This is a genomic window from Paenibacillus sp. 7541 (assembly GCF_002276395.1).
Classification (GTDB): Bacteria; Bacillota; Bacilli; order Paenibacillales; family Paenibacillaceae; genus Paenibacillus_AQ; species Paenibacillus_AQ campinasensis.
Genome location: NZ_NQLZ01000001.1, coordinates 13,719 through 33,194, shown reverse-complemented (window position 1 = coordinate 33,194; position 19,476 = coordinate 13,719). Strand labels below are relative to the sequence as shown.

The window sequence follows — 19,476 nt, the reverse complement described above, 5'->3', positions numbered from 1 at the left end:
CCCCTAATATACCTAAATCCGGAAAAGATAAGCGTAGAATAGCTTTTTTTCATAAATCGTGCCTCCATCGGTATATTAAAAAAATGGCCTTCAGTTGGAAGACCATTTCTAAGCACGAGTTACTGTTTGTTCGATATTACGTTATCAAGAAACTGATCTGCGTCGCTATTGAACTTCCAGTTGACCCCAAATTTATCAACTAGCATTCCAAAGCATGAAGACCAAGGATAACTGGATAATGGCATGATGACGTGGCCGCCAACAGACAAATGATTAAAGTATTCCTCCAGTTTTTGCTTATCGTGAATGACTAGACTAATCAGAATCGTATTCCCTTTCACCAGCTCACCTGTTACCGCCTTCATGGAAGGCAAGATGTCAGACATCATGATTTTCCCACCTGCGAATTCAATGGAAGACTCCATGATCATATTTAACTCATTTTCCGGCATTGGGTAGGTTGGATCTTGTGGGATATCCCCAAATTTCACTACTTTTACTTCAAATGCGCTTAAAGCCTCCGAATAAAATTCAATCGCTTGTTCTGCAATTCCATCAAAGTTTAAATAGGCAATAGCTGACATAAAACATAACCTCCTTCTTGTTATAAATGTAATATAATTTATAAAATATGACAGATGTATGTCACCGTTTCCGTCTCATATTGAAGAAAAAAGAGGGGAGCCGATGGTAAGATTGAGAGCTCAACATCATGATATTGCTGAAACAAGCTGCCCTACATCAAACTGGTGGAGGGCGCACATCTTTTTTAAACTATGCTGTCTGCTAGCGTTTCCCATGAATCTAATAAGTTTCGAACGCTGCTCAATGAATGCATCGATGTTTTATCTGTAAATTCATGTATATATAGTCATATGAGATCACAAGAAATAGTAATGAAGGATGGAAGACAAATTCAAATTGTTAATTTGATGAAGGAATCATCATTGAGAACTATCATGAAGGAGAAATAACAATAGGTACGAAAGGAAGTTTGTTAGTATAATCGAAGAAGTGACAACATCAGCTAACATTATATTCCGCGGTGGATCCTGTCAGCTCCTTGGTTCGCCCGAAGTGGTCGGCAGAGCAGGGAACCAGGCGAACATCCCTGCGAACCTTAACCGTGGTCGCGGCGACCCCTCCGGGGCTTCAGGTTCTCGGGTTCGTGAACACAACAACGTTAAGCGAAATATCCGAAAAACCTAAATTACAGCATCTTAAAAAACCAAGACTTAATCGAGGTGTATTCATGGGAGATTGTGTATACTGCAATATTACATCCAAATTCGATCATGAAATTGTATTATGTAATGAGTATTGTATTTATACGCTGTTAAAAGTACAAGAAATAGAAGGTGCTGGCATAATTGTGCCGCGGGAACATCGTGAAACCTTATTTGATTTAAGTCAAGAAGAATGGAATGCAACCTATCAATTATTACATGAAGTAAAACAGTATATAGATAAGAAATATAAACCTGAAGGATATAATGTGGGTTGGAACTGTGGGCATGTAGGGGGGCAACATATATTTCATTCCCATTTACATATAATTCCTAGATATTCTAATGAACTATATGCAGGTAAAGGCATAAGATATTTATTCAAGAGCAAAGAGAATAGGAAGGATTAAAACAATATTTTATAGCTGACTCAAGGAAGGCGGATGCTTTATATAACACCGCATTCACGCTTCATCCTGAGAATAATAACAAGTCTAAGGAGGTGCATTTCCATCTCTTACACAAAACCAGTAATTACAGAACCATATCATGAATGTCCGGTTTGGATTGAGAGTGAGATAGAACTTAAAGAATACATTTGTTTGTCCCCCGAAAGTTCTGAACACGATGTTGAGTTATTTTTAATGCATCTATTCGGATACAACAACATTGATGTAAAACAGTCCATGAATGCGTCGTTTGATGAACTTCTGCAGAACGATAAGGTTGCAATTTCAGGTGGTGTTGCATTTTTTGAGAATGAAGAGAATTATATAATGCCAAGCTGCTGTTGCGGATTAGAAGAATGGGGGACAGTTTATACATCTATAAGGAATAGAATAAGTCCGTGGATGGGGCATGATCCGTCTCCAGGAATTACTTACCTTGATGATTATGTTAGAGTGTGGTCTGATGATCCCGAGTCAAACATAAAAACCAAGTTAACATTTATTGATTTTAGCTATTCAGAAGTTCTGAAGAGTTTAGCGAGGACAAAGGCTGATCTAATTGGCTTTATTGAGAATCCATTATTTTCATGGATTTCTAAGAGGGATGTAGAACTTGCCATTAAGTTTAAACTAAAGATGTATCAGTGGTTCATGGAAGATGTAATTGAAAGTAACTCGTAGGAGTCAGGAATTTCAGCTAACACAACACGCATCGGGTATTCGCTCTCGGTCCCAGAAGCGGCTTCGAAGAAGTGGTTGCTGTGAATACTACCCGCCATTCGCCGGGCGTCGTGAGCACGGAAACGTTATCTGAAATCGCTGCAGGAAAGAATAAGGAGAAGAGTAGATGATAAGGGGAATTAGTTTTGAAATTCCAAATGAATACGGAAGATATCTCGAAGATATATTAAAACCTTTTAAAGTCGAAGATCATAATTGGTGGATTGGTGGGGAAGAGTCATACATTATATTAGATGGCAAACTGGATGCACTTTTCTCGGGGTTAATTGAATGTATGGATGGTGTAACACTAAGAAACGTCATTAAGAATAACGATTATTATTTAATATTCCAAGACCTTAAAGCTTTTCCTAAAGGCAGTAAACCAATTGAAATTATAACTTACGATGATTTTCTCAGTAGTAACTGCGAATTGGCATTATTAGTTGTCGATAGTTCTTATACAACAATTTATTGCAAAAATGACAAGTTAGTAGAAGGGCTATATTCTAACGCCAAAAAAGAGGCCTATGCAAATATAAAATACATAACTGACGAGAATGATTTCAGAACAAGCCTTTCTGTATGGTAGGAAAGTATGAATGCAAGTAAATCATGAAGGCAGTGACACCGGATAACATTACATTCATACTTCGTCGCTGACACTCCTTGGTAGCCAAGAGGAATATCGTAGAAGCTTATTCAGGCGACACATTCAACCAGCTAAGTCTTACGACCCGCAACGTTTTAAGCCGCTTGAACGTCAGGAATGCATGAACGTTATAGGACGTTCTACTAGTTCACAGAGGGTATAGCGTTGGGTGCAACCAAAGAAGAGAGGTGATGTGAAAATGATGAAGGTAAAATTAAGGATTCCATTGTTTATATTTGCGCTAGGAATTTCGGTGTTTTTATCTAACTTGGTTAGTGGTGCTGAAAATATTGCTTATTTAGTTATTCTGATATCGTTAGTTGCTGTTTTTGAAAAAACGAACTTGAGTGAAAAAAAAGTTAATATCCTATATGGTGTATTAATAGCGATTGCGGGCTTAGCAATTGAATTTTTAACTGAGCCAGGAGATTACCTGCAGTTCTTTTAGTTGATAGTGCTCGGAAAGTGAAAAACAACTCCATCGGCTACTCAATCCGGCTGTCGCTGTTTCATTGACTAACGCGCTTCCGTTGTGCGAATCGTACGGATGCATCTACGCTTTTTCGATAATACGATATGTTACCTGCTATAAATTATAAATGAATCGCAAGGAATATACGAGAGAGCTGGTTACAATCTTCGATATATCAACTAAGAATTGATGTCTTACCAAGGGGGTTGCAATGTTTTACTATGATGTACTTTGCTATAATTGCAAAAAAACATTCAGGGTATACGAAGGATCATTAAAATATAAACAAGCTAAGGAAAGAAAGGTTAAGGTTTTTTGTTGCGAAGATTGTGCTGATAAAATACGCATTGAAGCAATTTTGAATTTAATGCGCGGGATTAATCGTTTTTAATTTTTGATGTTCTCAACGATTATCTTCAAATAATGCACTAAAACGTCGCGACACAATTAAACCAAGCAACTCCGTCAATGGTGTAAATGCTAAAGAAATGAGTGGATTAATCCATAGATCAAGTCAATAAAATTTGACAACAAGTTGATAGGGAAAGAGCGCTGCTGGAGTTTCTCTACAGTACCGGCTGCCGAGTTGGAGAGGTGGAGAAGATCAATCTCCTAAAATTATTCAGGAAAAACGACACTGGAGCGAGAAATGGCAATCCGTTAGTAACCGATTAGTCCAAGATGGCACTTGGGCCGGAAAGGTTTCGGTGATTGATCAGGATCCCACGGGACTTGAGAGTCTGTAAAATAGTTTGTGTAAACTCCTAAACCCAGTAAAATGGAAGACATAGAAAGGTTGGGGAGAATACATGGGACTTTGGACGAAAGAGCAATTGCGAGCCTTCATTAAGGAGAACAAGCTGGTAACAGCACAAGATGCGCAGAATGCTTTGAAAGAACTGTTTGCTGAAACTCTTCAAGAAATGCTGGAAGCAGAGCTCGATACGCACTTAGGCTACGAGAAGCACGAGGTCAAAGCCAAGATGACGCCAAATAGCCGAAATGGCAAGAGCAAGAAGACGGTGGTCAGCGAATACGGAGAGCAGGAAATTGCAATTCCACGGGATCGGATGGGTGAGTTCGAGCCCGTTGTTGTGCAGAAACACCAGAAGAATGTAACTGGCATTGAAGATCAGATCATCGCCCTGTACGCCAAAGGTGTCAGTACACGAGAGATTCAAGACCATCTGCAAAACCTTTACGGTATCGAAGTCTCGCCTACGCTCATTTCCAATGTCACCAACAAAATCGTGCCTCTCATTAAGGAATGGCAGAATCGGCCGCTTCAAGGCGTCTACGCGGTCGTCTACATGGATGCGATTCACTTTAAAGTGAAGCAGGACGGGGCCATAGTTAACAAAGCGGCCTACATGGTGATTGGCATCGACCTGGACGGGAACAAGGATGTACTCGGTATGTGGATCGGGGAGAATGAATCCAGTAAGTTCTGGCTCAGCGTGCTAAATGACCTGCGAAATCGTGGTGTCCAAGACATTCTCATCATCTGTGTGGACAATCTGAGTGGTTTCTCCGAAGCGATTGCGGCCTGCTATCCAAAGACCGAGATTCAAAAGTGCATCATTCACCAGATCCGCAACTCCACTCGTTACGTGTCGTACAAGGATTTGAAGAAGGTGACTGCCGACCTCAAGCCCATTTACAAAGCCGCAACCGAGGAAGGAGCGCTGCTAGAGATGGACCGCTTCGAGGAAGTCTGGGGCGCTAAGTATCCGCTTATAGTCCGCTCTTGGCGCAACAACTGGGAGGAGCTCTCCACCTTCTTCAAGTATCCGCCTGAGATCCGCAAACTCATCTACACCACAAATATGATTGAGAGTTACCACCGGCAACTTCGCAAGGTGACCAAGGGGAAGAGTATTTTCCCTACCGATGAAGCCCTGCTGAAAATGCTCTACCTGGCCACGATGGATGTGACACGAAAATGGACAGGCCGTGTCCAAAACTGGGGGCAGATGCTCCTTCAGCTTTCGGTCTTCTTTCCGGATCGGGTCAGTAACTATTTACGTTAGAAGCGCCAAATCCCCCCTCGGGGGATTGCTTGGAATGAGTTTACACAGAAATCTTGACAGACCCGGACTTGATCAATCACCTTTTTAATTCCTGAGTATAGTTTAGCGCTCTTGGACGCGCGGACCCGCTACAATTCGCATGAGTATATCCGCATCTGGCAGCTGATGATCATCATCGATTGGCATGTTGAGTGTAATCAATGCGGACAGTATGGTCAAAAATGCGGAAATGAGCTGGCAGGCATCGCCTTGTACGAAATCCCCAGTCTGCTGGCCTTCCTCGAACAAAGGAAGCAGCAGATCAATATAGCGCTTCACGGAAAAATGCTGCAGCAGTTGTTTAGCTTCAGTCGGCACATCTTCAGCCGAATTGGCCTGCTGGATCAGCTTGAATGGATATTGTGTGCTTTCCTCTTTCAGAATGGTCGCAGTAAAGATGCGCAGTTTGTCATAAGGGGAACCAGGGATCTCGTAGATCCTCTCCATCTCCCGAGCAGTTTCCTCGGCAACTTGCCGGATCAGGGTGACGAACAGCTCTTCCTTCGATTCGAAAAACCGGTAGAGCTGGCCAGCACTAAGATTGGCTTCTTCAGCGATCATGCTCATCTTGGCTCCATGCAAGCCGCGTTGGGCAAATATCTTTAAGGCAGCTTCTAAGATTTGCTGTCTTCGCGTTTCTCGCCGTTGAATCAACTGTTCTTCGGATAATGGTGTCACGGATTAGGCACTCCTTTTACTACTTATTTGCTGTATATGATCATGATGATGGCATAAGTTGCTCTATGGTTGCGAAGGGAGCTCGCTCAAATGAAGGAATCATTTGTTCCAGTCGTTCATGCAGCGGCCGATCCGAATCCTCGATCCATCGGTCTAACCATTGCTTAGCTTCACCGGAACCACCCGCAGCCAGCAAGGATGTGACCACATCCGCATTAAACAGTTCCTGCGGGGATAAGAACAAGGAGTTGACGAGCCAATATAATCCGAAAATGTCATAATTGTCATGCTCCGTAGACCATTTAAGGACATGTTCGAAATAGTGCTGCACGAACGTCAAACCTTGAATCGGTTGTGCACCGATGTGCTCCACGCCTTCCCAGCGAAGGTCAGACACGACATTTAACCACCAGGCCGGCTCGATGATTTCTTGTATCCGATTAAGGACTTCCAGTTCGAAGTCAGGTTTGGGGAGACTCAACTGTTGGTGAAGACATGCTTCAAGAATCTCCGCTTCTATCGCCGCAAGCGTCATTCCTTGTCCGTAAACAGGATCAAGTTGACAGAATGCGTCTCCCATGACAAGCAATCCCGAAGGCCATCGCTCCATCTGGTCAAATCGCTGCCTTGTCAGTTCCGGAACCCGAAAACCACGTGGCTGCCCGATCGGTTCCAGTCCTTGCAGCGCTTCATTCAATAATGGGTTCCCTAGTTGCCGAATTTCTTGTTCGAATAATGCCGGATCGGTGGAGGGATAACGACCGTTCAAATTCCAGAGTACCATTTCTGCTATATCGTTTTCAATGATTGAAAAAGCGCCTGCATGTGACGCCGCGCGAGGATTGCCTTCCATGCGAATCCCATCCAGCTCTTCCTTGCGCCCTACAGGGATGCGATAACGTCGTGTACTGTACCCCAAAGATACTTTTAATCGCTCAGCCTGCGGAACTTCATACCCGAGCTCGGATAACCATTGAACAGTTTTGGAGAAACGGCCGCTCGTGTCGATGATAAGGTCTGCCGCCATTGTGATCTGCTGACGTTCACCCGAGGTACGCTCCCTGATAACAATGCCTGTTACTCGTGAATGATCTTCTGTCGTTTGAAGATGAATCACATCATTCAAGCCAAGCAAAAGAACATTATCGATACCCTGAATATAGCTGCGTATGACCCATTCGAACAGGGCCCTGCTGAATGACGCATCGTGATTTTGTTCGACTGCGATCATCCGGCCGTAAGGGCTGATAAGATGCGTGGTCTTCCCAAGAGTGGGGTGAGCTCCATTGTTGATTAATTCATTAATGAATCCAGGGAATAAACGGTTTAGAATAATCCTGCTGCGAGGCGTAAGCCGGTGGGGCTGAAAGGCCTGAGGTGTTCCGGGACGGTTTTCAGGCTCCTCAGGAAAAGCGTCTCGGTCCACAATGATAACCTCGCCATAAAATTCAGACAGCACTTTGGCTGCCAGCAGTCCGGCGATACCTCCACCAATAATAATCGCGCGTTCCATGTTCATAAATTCATTCCTCCTAATTTAAAATTACGACTGATATTTCAAAGAGTTGTCGAAATGGCCCATGGGGCCTATCGAACGGAGTAAAAATGGACGTGTTAGTATTAATTCATGAAATGATCTCCTTTCAAAAATGCTGAGTGCAAGTAACCCTGAAAAAAGCTAAAAGAAAGTTCGAGTTTTTGAGAATGAATGATTCATTCTTAAAGTAAGTCATTTATTTCGGATTGTCAATCCCTTCGAGTATTTTGGAGAGAATATGTAATTAACTTATGGAGGAATGGCGAATGATTCATCTTGATTTGAACATCCTCCATATCAGCTGAAATTAGGAAATTGCAATACCTAAAGACAGAACAGTTTTAATAGTTTGTTACAACCACCTTCATAAAGTTATTTGATATAGTTTTGATGTGCGAAAGGTAATTAGATCATAATTTGATGACCGATCGAAAGTTGGGATAGATGAGGGGAGAAGTTGATGGAACTTATTCTTCAAGACCTGAGGAAAGTTATGGCAAAAAACAAGTGTTGGCCGGCGGGGACTTTCGTTTTGAGCAGGGAAAGATATATGGGCTGCTTGGGCGAAACGGGGCCGGAAAGACCACATTGTTCAATTGTTTAAGTAGGGAGACACAGGCAGATAGCGGCAGTATCAAGTTAATGGATCGTACGTCGGTGCGCGATTTGAAAGAGGACGATGTTGGGTATGTGTACTCGCTGCCATGGCCGGTGATGTGGAGGGTTTGGTGAAAAATGCAGATTATATTGTTACAGGAAAATTTGAGCGCTCTTCGGAAGCGTGGGAAATGCGTAAAGAACCTTATTACAAAGAAGGAGACCTTTACAATTTTAAAGTAGACACCAATTTACTTGGAGATCTCACTGAAATTATAAAGGTAGGAATTCCCCACTTCCAAAGACTTACCACATCAATAGAGGGGAAGGAGTACAGTGCAGATATCATTGAACCTCATTATGTGAAGCCTGAAACTGATAAACAGTATGTGTTATTTTTGAGTAAATATAATGATAATTATGTGCCTTCTGTGTCTCCGTTTATTATAGAAATAGATGATCAGGACGCCGCCATTCTAAAATACAACTCGGATAACGCTCCGAAAACTTTTAAAATATCTGGAACTGAAAGCATTGAATTTAGTGGGGATGATAATGATTACAGTGAGATTGACGAAATTACAGGCATGAATAAGAGCACGCTCATTGAAGCTATAAAAAATCAGATTCAGCAAAAATAAACCAATTATATAAATTAGAAATTCAAATGTAGTAATGGCTTAATATGATCAGCAGCGGCACTAAACTGATCAGAAAATTCCTTAGAATGCTCGTATTCTTTTGGCAAGCTATTCAGGAATAACTTGATCTGTTTGACCACTTTTATGTGTACATCAGAATCTGCTCGATTACCTTCTAATTGATCTTTTTACAAGATAACCATATTCATCCCTAAATATTAAAAAGTCATTGATGAGAACATTAATATCAGGGAAACTTTTAGTATTTTCTTTTAGGAGAGTTAATCGGTCATTCACTAAAATAATGGAAGTATACACATCAAACATCTGCTCAATTTCTCTATTAGACTCTATCTCACTGGTTTTAGCAAGTGTATCATCCAATTTCTGTACTCTTGAAACAAAACCAGTATAGTAAGTCGAATTAACCTCAACTTCTTTCTTACTGATTAAGTTTTCAATTAAAATAAAGGTTGAAGCAATAATCAATATAACGACAATGGCTATGATGCTTTTAGAAATTTTTTTCTTCTTCATTAGTTCAACGTGTGGTTCACATACGCATAATTGCTGGCAACGAGAACTAATAGCCCTCCCAATAAAATTAAAACTTTCTTTTTCTGCAATTAAGCAACCTCCATAATGTTCTTGTTATGTACACAACATTAGGTATATTATCATCAATAAAGGGAATAGATCCATCTGTATGATTTACCAATTATGTGGAACTTAAATACATTATTCTATCATGTTGCTGGTAATGGACATAGGTGTGAAGCTCGATATATATATCTATAAATCACCGGTATCACGTTATCTGTGTACATCCGAAGTCAACGATTGACATTGGCTTTTGAACTGCAGACAACCGATGCAAGGATGATCGATGTAGCCATGAAATATGGATACCAATCGCCGGTCAGTGAAGGCATAAGAAGTCACATGTTTTAACTATGTTCTTTGTCTTCAGTTAGGTAAGTGGAAGAATGTTCCTTGCCACATCTTGTTTATAGGATAAGAATTGCCATTGATGGAGGGTGCAACTAGGATAAGTTTTGACTAGATGCGGATAAGCAAGAGCGAAGTCTATAGCAATGCCGCCCTATGGAGGAACCTACTAACGTAATTTTATGAAGTTTCAAGGTAGTGAAACGCGATATGTTGGTTGAGTATAGTGGAGGGACCTATCCAAGGGCACCCTATAACTGAAGCCGAGTATAAAAAACTATTGAAATAGGAAGATGCATGTAAAATCAATAATACAAAGGGATTTAATAACATATGTACAAAATACGAGTTTTGTGAAAAAGAACTTAGAGACTCAGCCTCAATTTTTCCAAACTATTGTTGCTACCCGCCGTCATAACTCGTCAGTCACCAAATGTTTTAACCTCACCGACCATTACCCCTCAATCGATTTATGCCAATTCTGTATCACTAACTATAATGCGGCTAAGCTTATCAGCATCATACGAAAATTCATCATGAGGTGTCCATATCCAACATCCTGAAGTTTATACGTGGCCTATGTATATGCAACTCATTCATATTTTCTTCATAATTGATTTTGCTCCGCACACCACTTATGGTGTCCGTATCGCGATCGATCCATACCACCATCAATTAACGATCCACAACCTAACTTTGTGATTTCAATGTAATCTTATTTCTTACAAATGAGACTATGTTTTTTAACATTAAGAATAATATTATGATCAAGAACGCATTATAGACAATATTCTTAGTAATGGTAAGAACACTACTCCAACTAACGAGGTCCGAAGAAACAGAATCCTTCTTTAAGAGCAAATAGATGCACAAGTTTTCTGCATAGTCAATAAAGACAATCAGTAAAGCTGCTAACGATAAGACGGCATTTTTACCACGAGTGAGCTTTGACAGAATCAGAATACAAAATAGAGAGAATAACAAAGGATACACCATGTCTAGCGGTAATTGAACATTTATGTAAAAGTCCCTTCCTTTGTCTGATATTGTGGATAAAAAGAGCTCTACGTCATTTACACTGTAACCGGATGCCCTCATATCTAATGGGAGCAAATGATTAGATTCCTTCGACAAATAAGGAAACGTATAAAACATCATTATTAAATACAAAATCTGTGAACTTACCAATGTGGCGATAATGAACCACCATTTCTCTGTCAATGTACGTACATACTTATTATTTTTCATGAATGGCTTCTCCTACTCTCAGCTTTTCTTCATAGATTATACCTTAGATTATCAATACTCCATTACCTCCTCCGGAATGAAAATAACTCCGTCTTCAGTCGTATGCCATGGCAGAATTATCCATCTCATCAGCTTACCGCCTGCGTATTCCGCAGCTTCTAATGCATCAGCGAAAGGTGTGCCGCATAGAACGGCCCCCACCTCTTTCGCTGTTACTGGTTAACAAATGCAGGTCTTTTTCTTGTTACCCACTCGGTCCATCGCCTCGATCTTGGCGATATATTCCGTTGCCAGCGGAACTTTGCATGCCGTATTGCCGACATCCACATGCACTTTGCCGACCGCCTCTGCGACTGCCTTCGCTTCCTCCGTTAAAGCCTTAACGTATGTCCCGACCGAAATCACAAAGGTATTCATCACATAGCGAACCCAGTTGCGCTCGCTGTGGATGGTATCGCGCACTCTGATCAAATAGCTGCGTACCTCCTCCATATCCAGCGCTTCGTCTGGCGTAATCGACACATAATTGGCATAGGTGCTCCATCCGCTCACAGCGACCAGTTCCTCAGGCGAATCAATCCACGCCACCGCCAGTTCACGCGCATACGGACTTTCTGCGGCCACTCTCGCTACCGTATATTCGGCAGGCGCATGCCAATTAGCGCCAGCCACCCAATGCTGCAGCTGCTCCTTGGTGATCGTCTTCGGATTGACGCTAAGTCCAGCCAGGTACATCGCATCATAATTGCCGGATTCATACAGCTGCAGAGCGAGCGCTTGGTCTTTTTTTACATGCTTAACGAGCTTCTTCATATCCCCGATTTTGACGCCAAAGAGCGGCTCTTTCGCCCCATGGCGAATATACGTGCTTTTCGTCTGCTCACTGCCCATGTCAGCCAATGCCTGTATAATTTCTTCATAGGTCACCTATTGTCACGCTCCTAAATACTTAACTTTGAGCTTCACGATGGAGATATATACTGCATAATCGCGCTGTGCAGGAAATCTGCAAAATCCTCGCCATATTGATTAAGATAATCTCTCATCCGCCTGTCATATTTGTACGTATCGGCAATGCAGGTTAGCAGATTTGAATCACAAGTCATGAGATGCTCCAGGCTCTCCCTCCACTCTCGGATCAGTCGCTGCACTTCATCGGAAGCAGGAGACGCCTTCATATGGGATGCCATTTGTTTAAACATTTGCTCTACGCGAGAAAACAGCTCCCCTCTTTCGTCTGCTGGCAATTGCTCCAATCGCTCATTATATTCCTTATACGCCTCTGTTTCGCCATAAAAGAAGCTCGCCTCATTCGCATATTGCTCTTGCAAAGGCAGCACGGAAGAATAATTAAAAATCTGCAAACTGCCGATATCCTTCCCTGAAACGTATTCTTCGATGGCTGTCTTGATTGATTCTAGTTGTTGAATTCTCGATTGTACAACGTGGCGCTGCTCGTTTAGAATGTGTTGCTGTTCCTTCCTCGTCAGCTTCACAATGTCCGCAATTTCTTTCAAGGAGAAATCCAGCTCCTTAAGGAACAAAATCATTTGAAGCTTTTCCAGACTGCTTCGATCATACAGACGATACCCTTTTTCCGTCAAATGCGTCGGTTTAAGTAAATCAATTCGATCATAATAATGCAGGGTCCTGGCTGTAATGCCGGTAATTTGAACGATATCTTTAACCCCTAATAATGGTTTCTTCATCCCAAAATCCTTTAACTTCATCTAATATTTGAGCAGCAGGTGTTATTGTAGCCTCATAGATCGTTCTTCCTGTTACTCTTAAATAATACTGGATTAAATAATATCCGCAAGCATAGCCAGCGCTATAGGGCATATAGACGGGTTGCAAGTTTTGCAGTTTAGCGATCTCGTCACCGTAAAGGTATGGAGCACATTGATCAAGCCCGGTTACATGTAACTGCTCTCTGAGCACTGGCTTGATGCGCCTGTTCAGTGTTTCTGCGTCTGTTTTGGCTACCCAGGGGCCGAGCCATTCCTCACCATACAGAAACGTAGCATAGCTTTCAGCTAATCCTTCACTTACCATGAGCTCCCCCAAATTAACGGTGTGATCCCACTGAATAAATTGATACCGCACATTATGGTTGCATTCGTGTGCCAGCGCAGCCTTCATTCGAGGAATCGTATACTCATTAGGCAAGAGCGTCGCCCAGATAAACCCGGGAATGCCCCCAAAGCCGCTATATCCTTCGTTTATCGTTAAGGCACGGCTGTCCGGATTCCCTAATTGAATCGTAAACAAATAATCGGATACGGGAAGGTGAATATCATGCTCTACAAATCGATGTAGGCTCTTCTTCACAGCCTGCTCACATTCTAACCAGAACGATTCAGACGAAATCATCTCGATCTCTGCCGAAATCCGCGGGGTAATCTGATCCGGAGATCGATGCATCATATTATTAAACGTAATGACGTCGAAACCATTCGGATCTTCCGCTTTGAACGGTATCTGCTGAATTTGCCATTGTTTCATAAAGGGCGCCAGCATTTCGTTTCTGAATAGTTCCAGCTTTTCCTCGGGCGGTGCCTGGGCAACTTTTTGATAAATAAGGTCTGAGCGCAATGTTTGGATGTTCACTTCTATCACTCCTTGTAGTGTGTTCGTAGTGAATTAAACACTATGACCTAACGTCATAGTCAAGCACTTTGTCTCTCCCACCGCCCACGGTATACGAAAAGAAAGACTGCAAATGAAAAAAGCCGCTATGATAGCGACTTTCACATTAACCAGATGCAGAGCGTCATGCTAAATCAATGGATTCCCGACTATTTAAACTCGATTCAGTCGGTTCAAATTCCTATCGCGTGCGGTGTATTCAGATGCATCGATCCGTTGGCTGAATCAAGGCCTTGCATATGACGTAACGTAATATGATTTAATGGAATCAGGAGTGAGCGCCCATGACTGAAAAACGATATACGGTAAGTGAACTGGCTAGATTATCCGGGACTACCGTACGAACAATTCAATATTACGACCGAATCAACCTGCTTGTCGCAAAAAGGGCCGGTGAGAAAAACGCACGATACTATACGGAAGCCGATTTGATGAAGCTGCAGCAAATCTTATTCTTCAAGCGAATCGGCCTGCCCTTGAATGAGATCAAGCATCATATCCTGAAGTCCGATCACGCGTCAGATATCAAACAGATTCTAAAGAATCAAGCGGATCTACTCCTACGACAGGAGATGGAGATCAGAATGAGCCAGACGATCATTAAAGCCATTCTGGCCTCCATGGAGGCAGACCCTGATCAAAATCTGGAACCCATCATTAAACTCGTACTCGGTTTAAACAAGCAAACGGTCCTCGACTACGCACATGCGGAGTTCGACGTGCAGACGCAGCAATTATTTGAGAATACATCTGAGGATGATTATCAAGAGCTCATTGATTTTTATTGGCAATGGAAGCTGCTAATCTTGGAAGCGGCCGCCTATAAGCTTAACAATGCTTCGTATACATGCCAGACTGGGTTTGAGTTGGGCCAGAAGTGGGAGGAATTTATCAAACGTTCGACTAATGATGATCCGAAGATGTTGACGGCCTACGCCAAAGGACTTGAACAAAGCGATCATTGGCCGGAAGAAGATTTGTTTTTGTATAATTTTGCCAAGGATTATATCGATGGCGCTCATCACTACTATCTCACACAAAAGGGTGATGCAATTGATTAAACTAGCCAATCTGACGAAAAAATACGGGACCAAAACAGCGGTCGATCACTTGAATCTGGTGCTTACACCTGGCACAGTTACAGGCTTTCTGGGTCCGAACGGATCCGGCAAATCGACCACAATGAAAATGATCATCTCGCTCGTCCGCCCTACGCTCGGAGACGTTGTCGTCGATGGAAAATCATATTCGGATTTACCTGAACCGACGAAAAGAGTCGGTACGTTAATCGATCCGTCTGCATTGGATAACAACCTTACAGCCAAGCAACATCTATCCATCATTGCTACCGCAGCTAACCTGAATCCACGACGGGTGGATGAAATGCTTCAGATCACAGGTTTGGAAAATGTCCAGAATAAAAAAGTTAAATCGTACTCCCTGGGGATGAAACAGCGGTTAGGCGTGGCGACCGCCCTGCTCGGCAACCCTGACACCATCATACTGGATGAACCGTTTAACGGCATGGACGTAGACGGTATCAAATGGTTGCGGGGGCTGTTCAAGCAGCTTGCGGAGAGCGGGAAATGCGTTGTGGTGTCCAGCCACTTGATGAGCGAAATTCAAGCCGTAGCCGACCGCGTGGTTATTATCGGACAAGGCAAGCTGCTGGCGGATATGACGATGGATGAAATGAACCGGAGGAGTTTAAGCTCCTATATTTATGTCGAGGCTGACGACCTGGACAAGATAACAAGCGTCTTGCTGGATAAACAAGCGAGTGTCCAACCGAGCAAAACAGGTCTTGAGGTCAGAAATTTGGACGCCAAAGAAATTGGCCGACTCGCGCTCGATAACCAAATCATTCTACATGAATTAACAAAGGTTAATCCGTCCCTTGAAGATGTATTTACGGAGATAACCGATGGAAAAGCAGACTATGTTGCCAAGGGAGTGACCATGCATGAAGCACTTGATTAAAGCTGACTTCAAAAAAATGATGTTCCTGCCGAGCTATCGGTATATGATCTTTGCCACCATCCTGCTCAGTATTCTGTTCGGGGTGATCTTCCTGTTCACCATCGAGATTACACAAGGGAAGGTACTGTCGGAACTAACAGGCATGGAGATGATCGATATTACTTTACTTGGGATGGATGTAGCCGCGATTATGCTCATCATCTTTGCCGCTATTTTTGTTAAGAAGGACCTGGCATCAGGGGCTGTTCATACGAACCTGGCCATGACACCCATACGCAGAAAATACTATCTCACGAAGCTTTCGTTCATAGCCATACTGTCCATGCTGATCAGCACGGCCCTGATCTTGATATTCTTCGCAGTCAATCAGTTCATCATATCGATGAACCAGATAGAGGCCTTGTCTCTAGACTCCGCAATTTTGGCCAAAGCCATCGGATCCATGCTTATGGTGCTATTCTACAGTTCGCTGAGTGCGGCGGGTGCTTTTTATTTCCAGTCCACACCCGGAGGAATATCCTTTGCCTTAAGTGTCATGTTCCTCCCCGCCCTCGTTAAGATGTTCCCGGAAGACGTGTCGGAGCTGCTATTGTCCGTATTTCCAGAAAAATCGCTGCATACATTGTTCGATATGAACGCAGTTAACGGATCCTGGGCCGGCGCGCTAACGGTTCTTCTAATCTGGATCATGGTGGCATGCGCAATCGGCTTTTGGCGATTCAGGAAAATGGATTATTGAACACGCGAGAATCGGAGAATGTAATTTGCTATGCCTTACTTCAGCGCAGCGTTTTGATGGCTGATATGATGAGGAACATAGGGCGTCGCAATTCGTCCTGCATACCAGGAATTTGCGCCAGCATGTCCTCCGAAGGCGTCGGCTCCTTTACTGCTGTAATCGTAAAACCGGCCTCCATGACATCGTTCATATAGGTTGATATCGTGCGGTGGTACTTGATTACGTTATCCGTTAAAAATGATGTGCTGCGCACGCCTTCTGCCTGGTAATCATCGAGCGGCCAATGCAGACGGTTTCCTTCGTCATCATAATGCCAATCCTGCTCGCTGCGCGATGTGAAAATTGGATGCTCCACAGAGAAGACGAAGCTCCCTTCTGGCTTCAGCAGATCATATACCTTGTTGCAGATTGCAGCAAACGATTCAATATAATGGAATGCCAGCGAGCTGATGACCACATCAAATTGGGCAGGGGAAAACTGGATATCTTCAATCGGCATAAGCTGGTAAGAGATGTGAGGATCATCTGTCATTTCACGGGCTTTGCGCAGCATATTATCTGATATGTCTACACCGATAACGGAGCTAGCCTGCTGCTGACGTGCATAGCGGCAGTGCCAGCCAAAGCCGCAACCCAAATCGAGTACCTGCTTGTTGCTCAAATCAGGCAGTAGTTCTCGCAGCACATGCCATTCTCCGGCTGCTTCGAGCCCTTGAATAGACCTTGGCATTTGTTCATATTGTGAAAAAAATGCAGCATCGTCGTATTTATTTTGTTTCACGATTAAGCCCCTCCGATTTGTTGGATCGATTGCCCATTAAATAGCTGTTTAGAAATGTTCAAAGATGCTATTCATTTAGAGCAGCTCCTTTTGAAAATGGTTTTTCTCTTAAGCTGATAACCGCTGGGATTTTTGATAACTCCTATTCACAGCCTTTATTTTCCTTCATATTCTTTGATTAAGATGCCGTCAATGTATACTTTATATTTGGTCTTTCTGAATCCTGCCAGTATAAGTTTCCTGATTTTTTCGATCTTAACTTGGTGTTTTTCTTCATTTCCAACCTCGAATTCATAAGTTTTCATCAATTTAAATGATAGCGTTCTAAAATCACGGATTCTATCGTTTCCGTCCACTTTAATACTCAGGTTTCCTAGGAATTGATTAAATTCGAATTCCACCGTATGCTTCTCTTCGTGTCCAACTTCAAATGAAAATTTCATCTGCAGCCTCTCCTCTAGATTTTGTTCTACCCACGAGTTTTCATCATTATTTTCCCGAATCCTTTAATCCTTTTTTACTTATTTAAGAAAAAGACCATCACGTGTCACCGTGTACACGATACGGCGGCATAGCCCTTGATTGTATGGTTCCTCAGATGCTTCAACCAGTATCATGCACATGGTCTTCATGATCCCGTCCGATGCCAACCTTGGCATCTATTAAATTTCGGTCAGAATGACCGGACCTTCCGCAGTAATAGCAATCGTATGCTCGTACTGTGCGGACAGCGATCCGTCAGCCGTTCTGGCGGTCCATCCGTCGGCATCGATGGTCATCCGTGCTGTCCCGGCATTTAACATCGGCTCGATGGTCAACACCATCCCTTCTTTCAAGCGGAACCCTTTCCCAGGCTTTCCGATATGGGCATAGTTAGGCTCCTCGTGCATTTCCCTTCCGACGCCATGGCCAAGTAAATCACGCACGACGGAAAATCCATTGTGCTCGGCATGGGTTTGAACCACATGCATCACATCGCCGATCCGGTTACCAGGAACCGCTTGCTCGATACCCAGATATAAGCACTCCTTGGTCACCCGCAACAGACGCTCCGCTTCTACAGGCACCTCGCCAACTGCGTAGGACCAGGCGGAATCACCGACCCAGCCATCCGCCTGTGCAACGAGGTCAATCGTGACGATATCGCCAGACTTGAGCGGCTGAGCGCTTGGAAAACCATGCGCAATGACATCGTTGACGGATGCGCATGTTGCATATGGGTATCCGTTATAGCCCATCGTATACGGCTTAGCCTCATTGTCCTTCAAGAATTGTACGGCGAACGATTCGATATCGAGCGTCGTGACGCCCGGACGGATCATGCCTGCGATGGCTTGATGAAAAGCAGCGACAATTCGGCCAGCCCTTCTCATTTCTTCAATTTCTGCACGTGATTTCAGAATCACCATACCTTATCTCTCCTTCGGCTGTATGCCTGAAAAAATCATATCCATAACCCCTTCGGCATCCAGCTCGCCTCGCCGATCGTGATGGATGTTCAGCGCGGCGCAGCCGACAAGAGAACCGAATATCAGATTCGCTGTTTTCTCCGGTGACGAGCTCACGCTGCTTTCCCCGATCCATGCCACAAACGGCTGATAGATCCGCCCTTGAAATTCCGCTAGCAGCTTGCTGAACCGGTTGCCCGGGAAGTGGTGGAAGTTATCGGCGACCGTTTTAAGCAAAATAAATACGGAAGGGTCCTGGATGCACTGCTGCAGGAGCAGCCGTGCGAATGACTCGGCTTTCTGCAAACCGCCGCCCTCCACCGCCAACGCCGCCCCTACAGCGGACTCCGCTCGATACAGGGCATCCCACAATAAATCTTCCAGAAGCATATATTTATTCTTGTAATAATGATACACCGTGCCATAGCCGAGGGCTGCCTTCGCTGCCACATCCCGGATTTCCAGCTGAATACCCTTCTCCAAATAAACTTCCGCAGCCGCTTGCATAATTTGATGCATCCGCATCTCCCGGATGGCTTCATTCTGCTCCTTGGTACGTGGTGACATGGCTCCTCCTTTTTTAGACCTGCTGTTATGTCGATATAAAAACTATATCCCATTTACAAATTAGGTTCAAGCACT

22 protein-coding genes and 1 pseudogene are annotated in these 19,476 nt (G+C 43.5%); 12 read left to right on the top strand and 11 right to left on the bottom strand.

The genetic code is table 11. The features are described 5' to 3' along the window. Window positions 1–119: 119 nt before the first annotated feature. Window positions 120–584: a VOC family protein gene (locus CHH75_RS00190; RefSeq protein WP_095397116.1), complete on the bottom strand. Its 465-nt coding sequence runs from the start codon at window positions 582–584 to the stop codon at window positions 120–122. Window positions 585–1,168: 584 nt separating this feature from the next. On the opposite strand from CHH75_RS00190, the gene CHH75_RS00185 reads away from it, so the two are divergent. The 6 genes from CHH75_RS00185 to CHH75_RS00160 all read left to right on the top strand — a co-directional run bounded on the left by CHH75_RS00185 (window position 1,169) and on the right by CHH75_RS00160 (window position 5,549). Then, window positions 1,169–1,636, top strand: a complete 468-nt coding sequence (locus tag CHH75_RS00185; protein ID WP_369680135.1) for an HIT family protein — start codon at window positions 1,169–1,171, stop codon at window positions 1,634–1,636. Window positions 1,637–1,669: 33 nt separating this feature from the next. Next, on the top strand, window positions 1,670–2,356 hold the full coding sequence (locus tag CHH75_RS00180) for a hypothetical protein (RefSeq protein ID WP_244908236.1): 687 nt from the start codon (window positions 1,670–1,672) through the stop codon (window positions 2,354–2,356). Window positions 2,357–2,522: 166 nt separating this feature from the next. Further along, window positions 2,523–2,987 carry a DUF2691 family protein gene (locus CHH75_RS00175; protein ID WP_095266453.1) on the top strand — a complete coding sequence of 155 codons (465 nt, stop codon included), beginning with the start codon at window positions 2,523–2,525 and terminating at the stop codon, window positions 2,985–2,987. A gap of 259 nt (window positions 2,988–3,246) precedes the next feature. Further along, complete coding sequence (locus CHH75_RS00170) at window positions 3,247–3,495, top strand: hypothetical protein (RefSeq protein WP_095266454.1); 249 nt, start codon at window positions 3,247–3,249, stop codon at window positions 3,493–3,495. 235 nt (window positions 3,496–3,730) lie between these two features. Beyond that, the gene (locus CHH75_RS25580) at window positions 3,731–3,910 is read left to right on the top strand and encodes a DUF2197 domain-containing protein (RefSeq protein ID WP_095397115.1); all 180 of its coding nucleotides are present in this window, start codon (window positions 3,731–3,733) and stop codon (window positions 3,908–3,910) included. A 418-nt stretch (window positions 3,911–4,328) separates the two neighbouring features. Continuing rightward, a complete protein-coding gene (locus CHH75_RS00160; RefSeq protein WP_095397114.1) occupies window positions 4,329–5,549 on the top strand; it encodes an IS256 family transposase in 1,221 nt (406 codons plus the stop codon). Window positions 5,550–5,651: 102 nt separating this feature from the next. Here CHH75_RS00160 and CHH75_RS00155 read toward each other — a convergent pair whose 3' ends face one another. Then, window positions 5,652–6,266 (bottom strand): TetR/AcrR family transcriptional regulator, encoded by a 615-nt coding sequence (locus tag CHH75_RS00155; protein WP_095397113.1) that lies wholly within the window; start codon window positions 6,264–6,266, stop codon window positions 5,652–5,654. A gap of 40 nt (window positions 6,267–6,306) precedes the next feature. Further along, complete coding sequence (locus CHH75_RS00150) at window positions 6,307–7,785, bottom strand: NAD(P)/FAD-dependent oxidoreductase (protein WP_095397112.1); 1,479 nt, start codon at window positions 7,783–7,785, stop codon at window positions 6,307–6,309. 462 nt (window positions 7,786–8,247) lie between these two features. Here CHH75_RS00150 and CHH75_RS00145 point away from each other — a divergent pair, with 462 nt between their 5' ends. Together CHH75_RS00145 and CHH75_RS00140 are read left to right on the top strand one after the other, a co-directional pair. After that, on the top strand, window positions 8,248–8,535 hold the full coding sequence (locus tag CHH75_RS00145) for an ATP-binding cassette domain-containing protein (RefSeq protein ID WP_255222916.1): 288 nt from the start codon (window positions 8,248–8,250) through the stop codon (window positions 8,533–8,535). Then, window positions 8,508–9,041 carry a hypothetical protein gene (locus CHH75_RS00140; protein ID WP_176475408.1) on the top strand — a complete coding sequence of 178 codons (534 nt, stop codon included), beginning with the start codon at window positions 8,508–8,510 and terminating at the stop codon, window positions 9,039–9,041. The genes CHH75_RS00145 and CHH75_RS00140 overlap by 28 nt, the downstream gene beginning before the upstream one ends. A 168-nt stretch (window positions 9,042–9,209) precedes the next feature. Here CHH75_RS00140 and CHH75_RS00135 read toward each other — a convergent pair whose 3' ends face one another. Beyond that, window positions 9,210–9,578 (bottom strand): hypothetical protein, encoded by a 369-nt coding sequence (locus tag CHH75_RS00135; protein WP_095397110.1) that lies wholly within the window; start codon window positions 9,576–9,578, stop codon window positions 9,210–9,212. Window positions 9,579–9,839: 261 nt separating this feature from the next. Here CHH75_RS00135 and CHH75_RS25080 point away from each other — a divergent pair. Further along, a pseudogene (locus CHH75_RS25080) lies at window positions 9,840–9,959 on the top strand (helix-turn-helix transcriptional regulator); the annotation flags it as partial. Window positions 9,960–11,456: 1,497 nt separating this feature from the next. Here CHH75_RS25080 and CHH75_RS00120 read toward each other — a convergent pair. From CHH75_RS00120 to CHH75_RS00110, 3 genes are read right to left on the bottom strand one after another with little or no spacing between them, the layout of a single operon-like run. Beyond that, window positions 11,457–12,164: a DNA alkylation repair protein gene (locus CHH75_RS00120; RefSeq protein ID WP_095266491.1), complete on the bottom strand. Its 708-nt coding sequence runs from the start codon at window positions 12,162–12,164 to the stop codon at window positions 11,457–11,459. 35 nt (window positions 12,165–12,199) lie between these two features. After that, window positions 12,200–12,946 carry a MerR family transcriptional regulator gene (locus CHH75_RS00115; RefSeq protein ID WP_095266492.1) on the bottom strand — a complete coding sequence of 249 codons (747 nt, stop codon included), beginning with the start codon at window positions 12,944–12,946 and terminating at the stop codon, window positions 12,200–12,202. Next, complete coding sequence (locus tag CHH75_RS00110) at window positions 12,921–13,847, bottom strand: DUF2268 domain-containing putative Zn-dependent protease (RefSeq protein WP_095397108.1); 927 nt, start codon at window positions 13,845–13,847, stop codon at window positions 12,921–12,923. Before CHH75_RS00110 ends, CHH75_RS00115 begins: the two co-directional genes overlap by 26 nt. 323 nt (window positions 13,848–14,170) lie before the next feature. Here CHH75_RS00110 and CHH75_RS00105 point away from each other — a divergent pair, with 323 nt between their 5' ends. From CHH75_RS00105 to CHH75_RS00095, 3 genes are read left to right on the top strand one after another with little or no spacing between them, the layout of a single operon-like run. Continuing rightward, window positions 14,171–14,947 (top strand): MerR family transcriptional regulator, encoded by a 777-nt coding sequence (locus CHH75_RS00105; protein WP_095397107.1) that lies wholly within the window; start codon window positions 14,171–14,173, stop codon window positions 14,945–14,947. Then, window positions 14,934–15,866 carry an ABC transporter ATP-binding protein gene (locus CHH75_RS00100; protein ID WP_244908243.1) on the top strand — a complete coding sequence of 311 codons (933 nt, stop codon included), beginning with the start codon at window positions 14,934–14,936 and terminating at the stop codon, window positions 15,864–15,866. Before CHH75_RS00105 ends, CHH75_RS00100 begins: the two co-directional genes overlap by 14 nt. After that, the gene (locus CHH75_RS00095; RefSeq protein ID WP_095397106.1) at window positions 15,850–16,605 is read left to right on the top strand and encodes a hypothetical protein; all 756 of its coding nucleotides are present in this window, start codon (window positions 15,850–15,852) and stop codon (window positions 16,603–16,605) included. The genes CHH75_RS00100 and CHH75_RS00095 overlap by 17 nt, the downstream gene beginning before the upstream one ends. A gap of 40 nt (window positions 16,606–16,645) precedes the next feature. On the opposite strand, the gene CHH75_RS00090 is transcribed toward CHH75_RS00095, so the two are convergent. The 4 genes from CHH75_RS00090 to CHH75_RS00075 all read right to left on the bottom strand — a co-directional run bounded on the left by CHH75_RS00090 (window position 16,646) and on the right by CHH75_RS00075 (window position 19,401). Then, entirely contained in the window at window positions 16,646–17,386 is a 741-nt protein-coding gene (locus CHH75_RS00090; RefSeq protein ID WP_095397105.1) for a class I SAM-dependent methyltransferase, read from the bottom strand. Between the two features lie 155 nt (window positions 17,387–17,541). After that, the gene (locus CHH75_RS00085) at window positions 17,542–17,829 is read right to left on the bottom strand and encodes a hypothetical protein (RefSeq protein WP_095397104.1); all 288 of its coding nucleotides are present in this window, start codon (window positions 17,827–17,829) and stop codon (window positions 17,542–17,544) included. A 219-nt stretch (window positions 17,830–18,048) separates the two neighbouring features. Further along, complete coding sequence (gene map / locus CHH75_RS00080; protein ID WP_095397103.1) at window positions 18,049–18,795, bottom strand: type I methionyl aminopeptidase; 747 nt, start codon at window positions 18,793–18,795, stop codon at window positions 18,049–18,051. A gap of 3 nt (window positions 18,796–18,798) precedes the next feature. After that, window positions 18,799–19,401 (bottom strand): TetR/AcrR family transcriptional regulator, encoded by a 603-nt coding sequence (locus CHH75_RS00075; protein WP_095266500.1) that lies wholly within the window; start codon window positions 19,399–19,401, stop codon window positions 18,799–18,801. Window positions 19,402–19,476 lie beyond the last annotated feature (75 nt).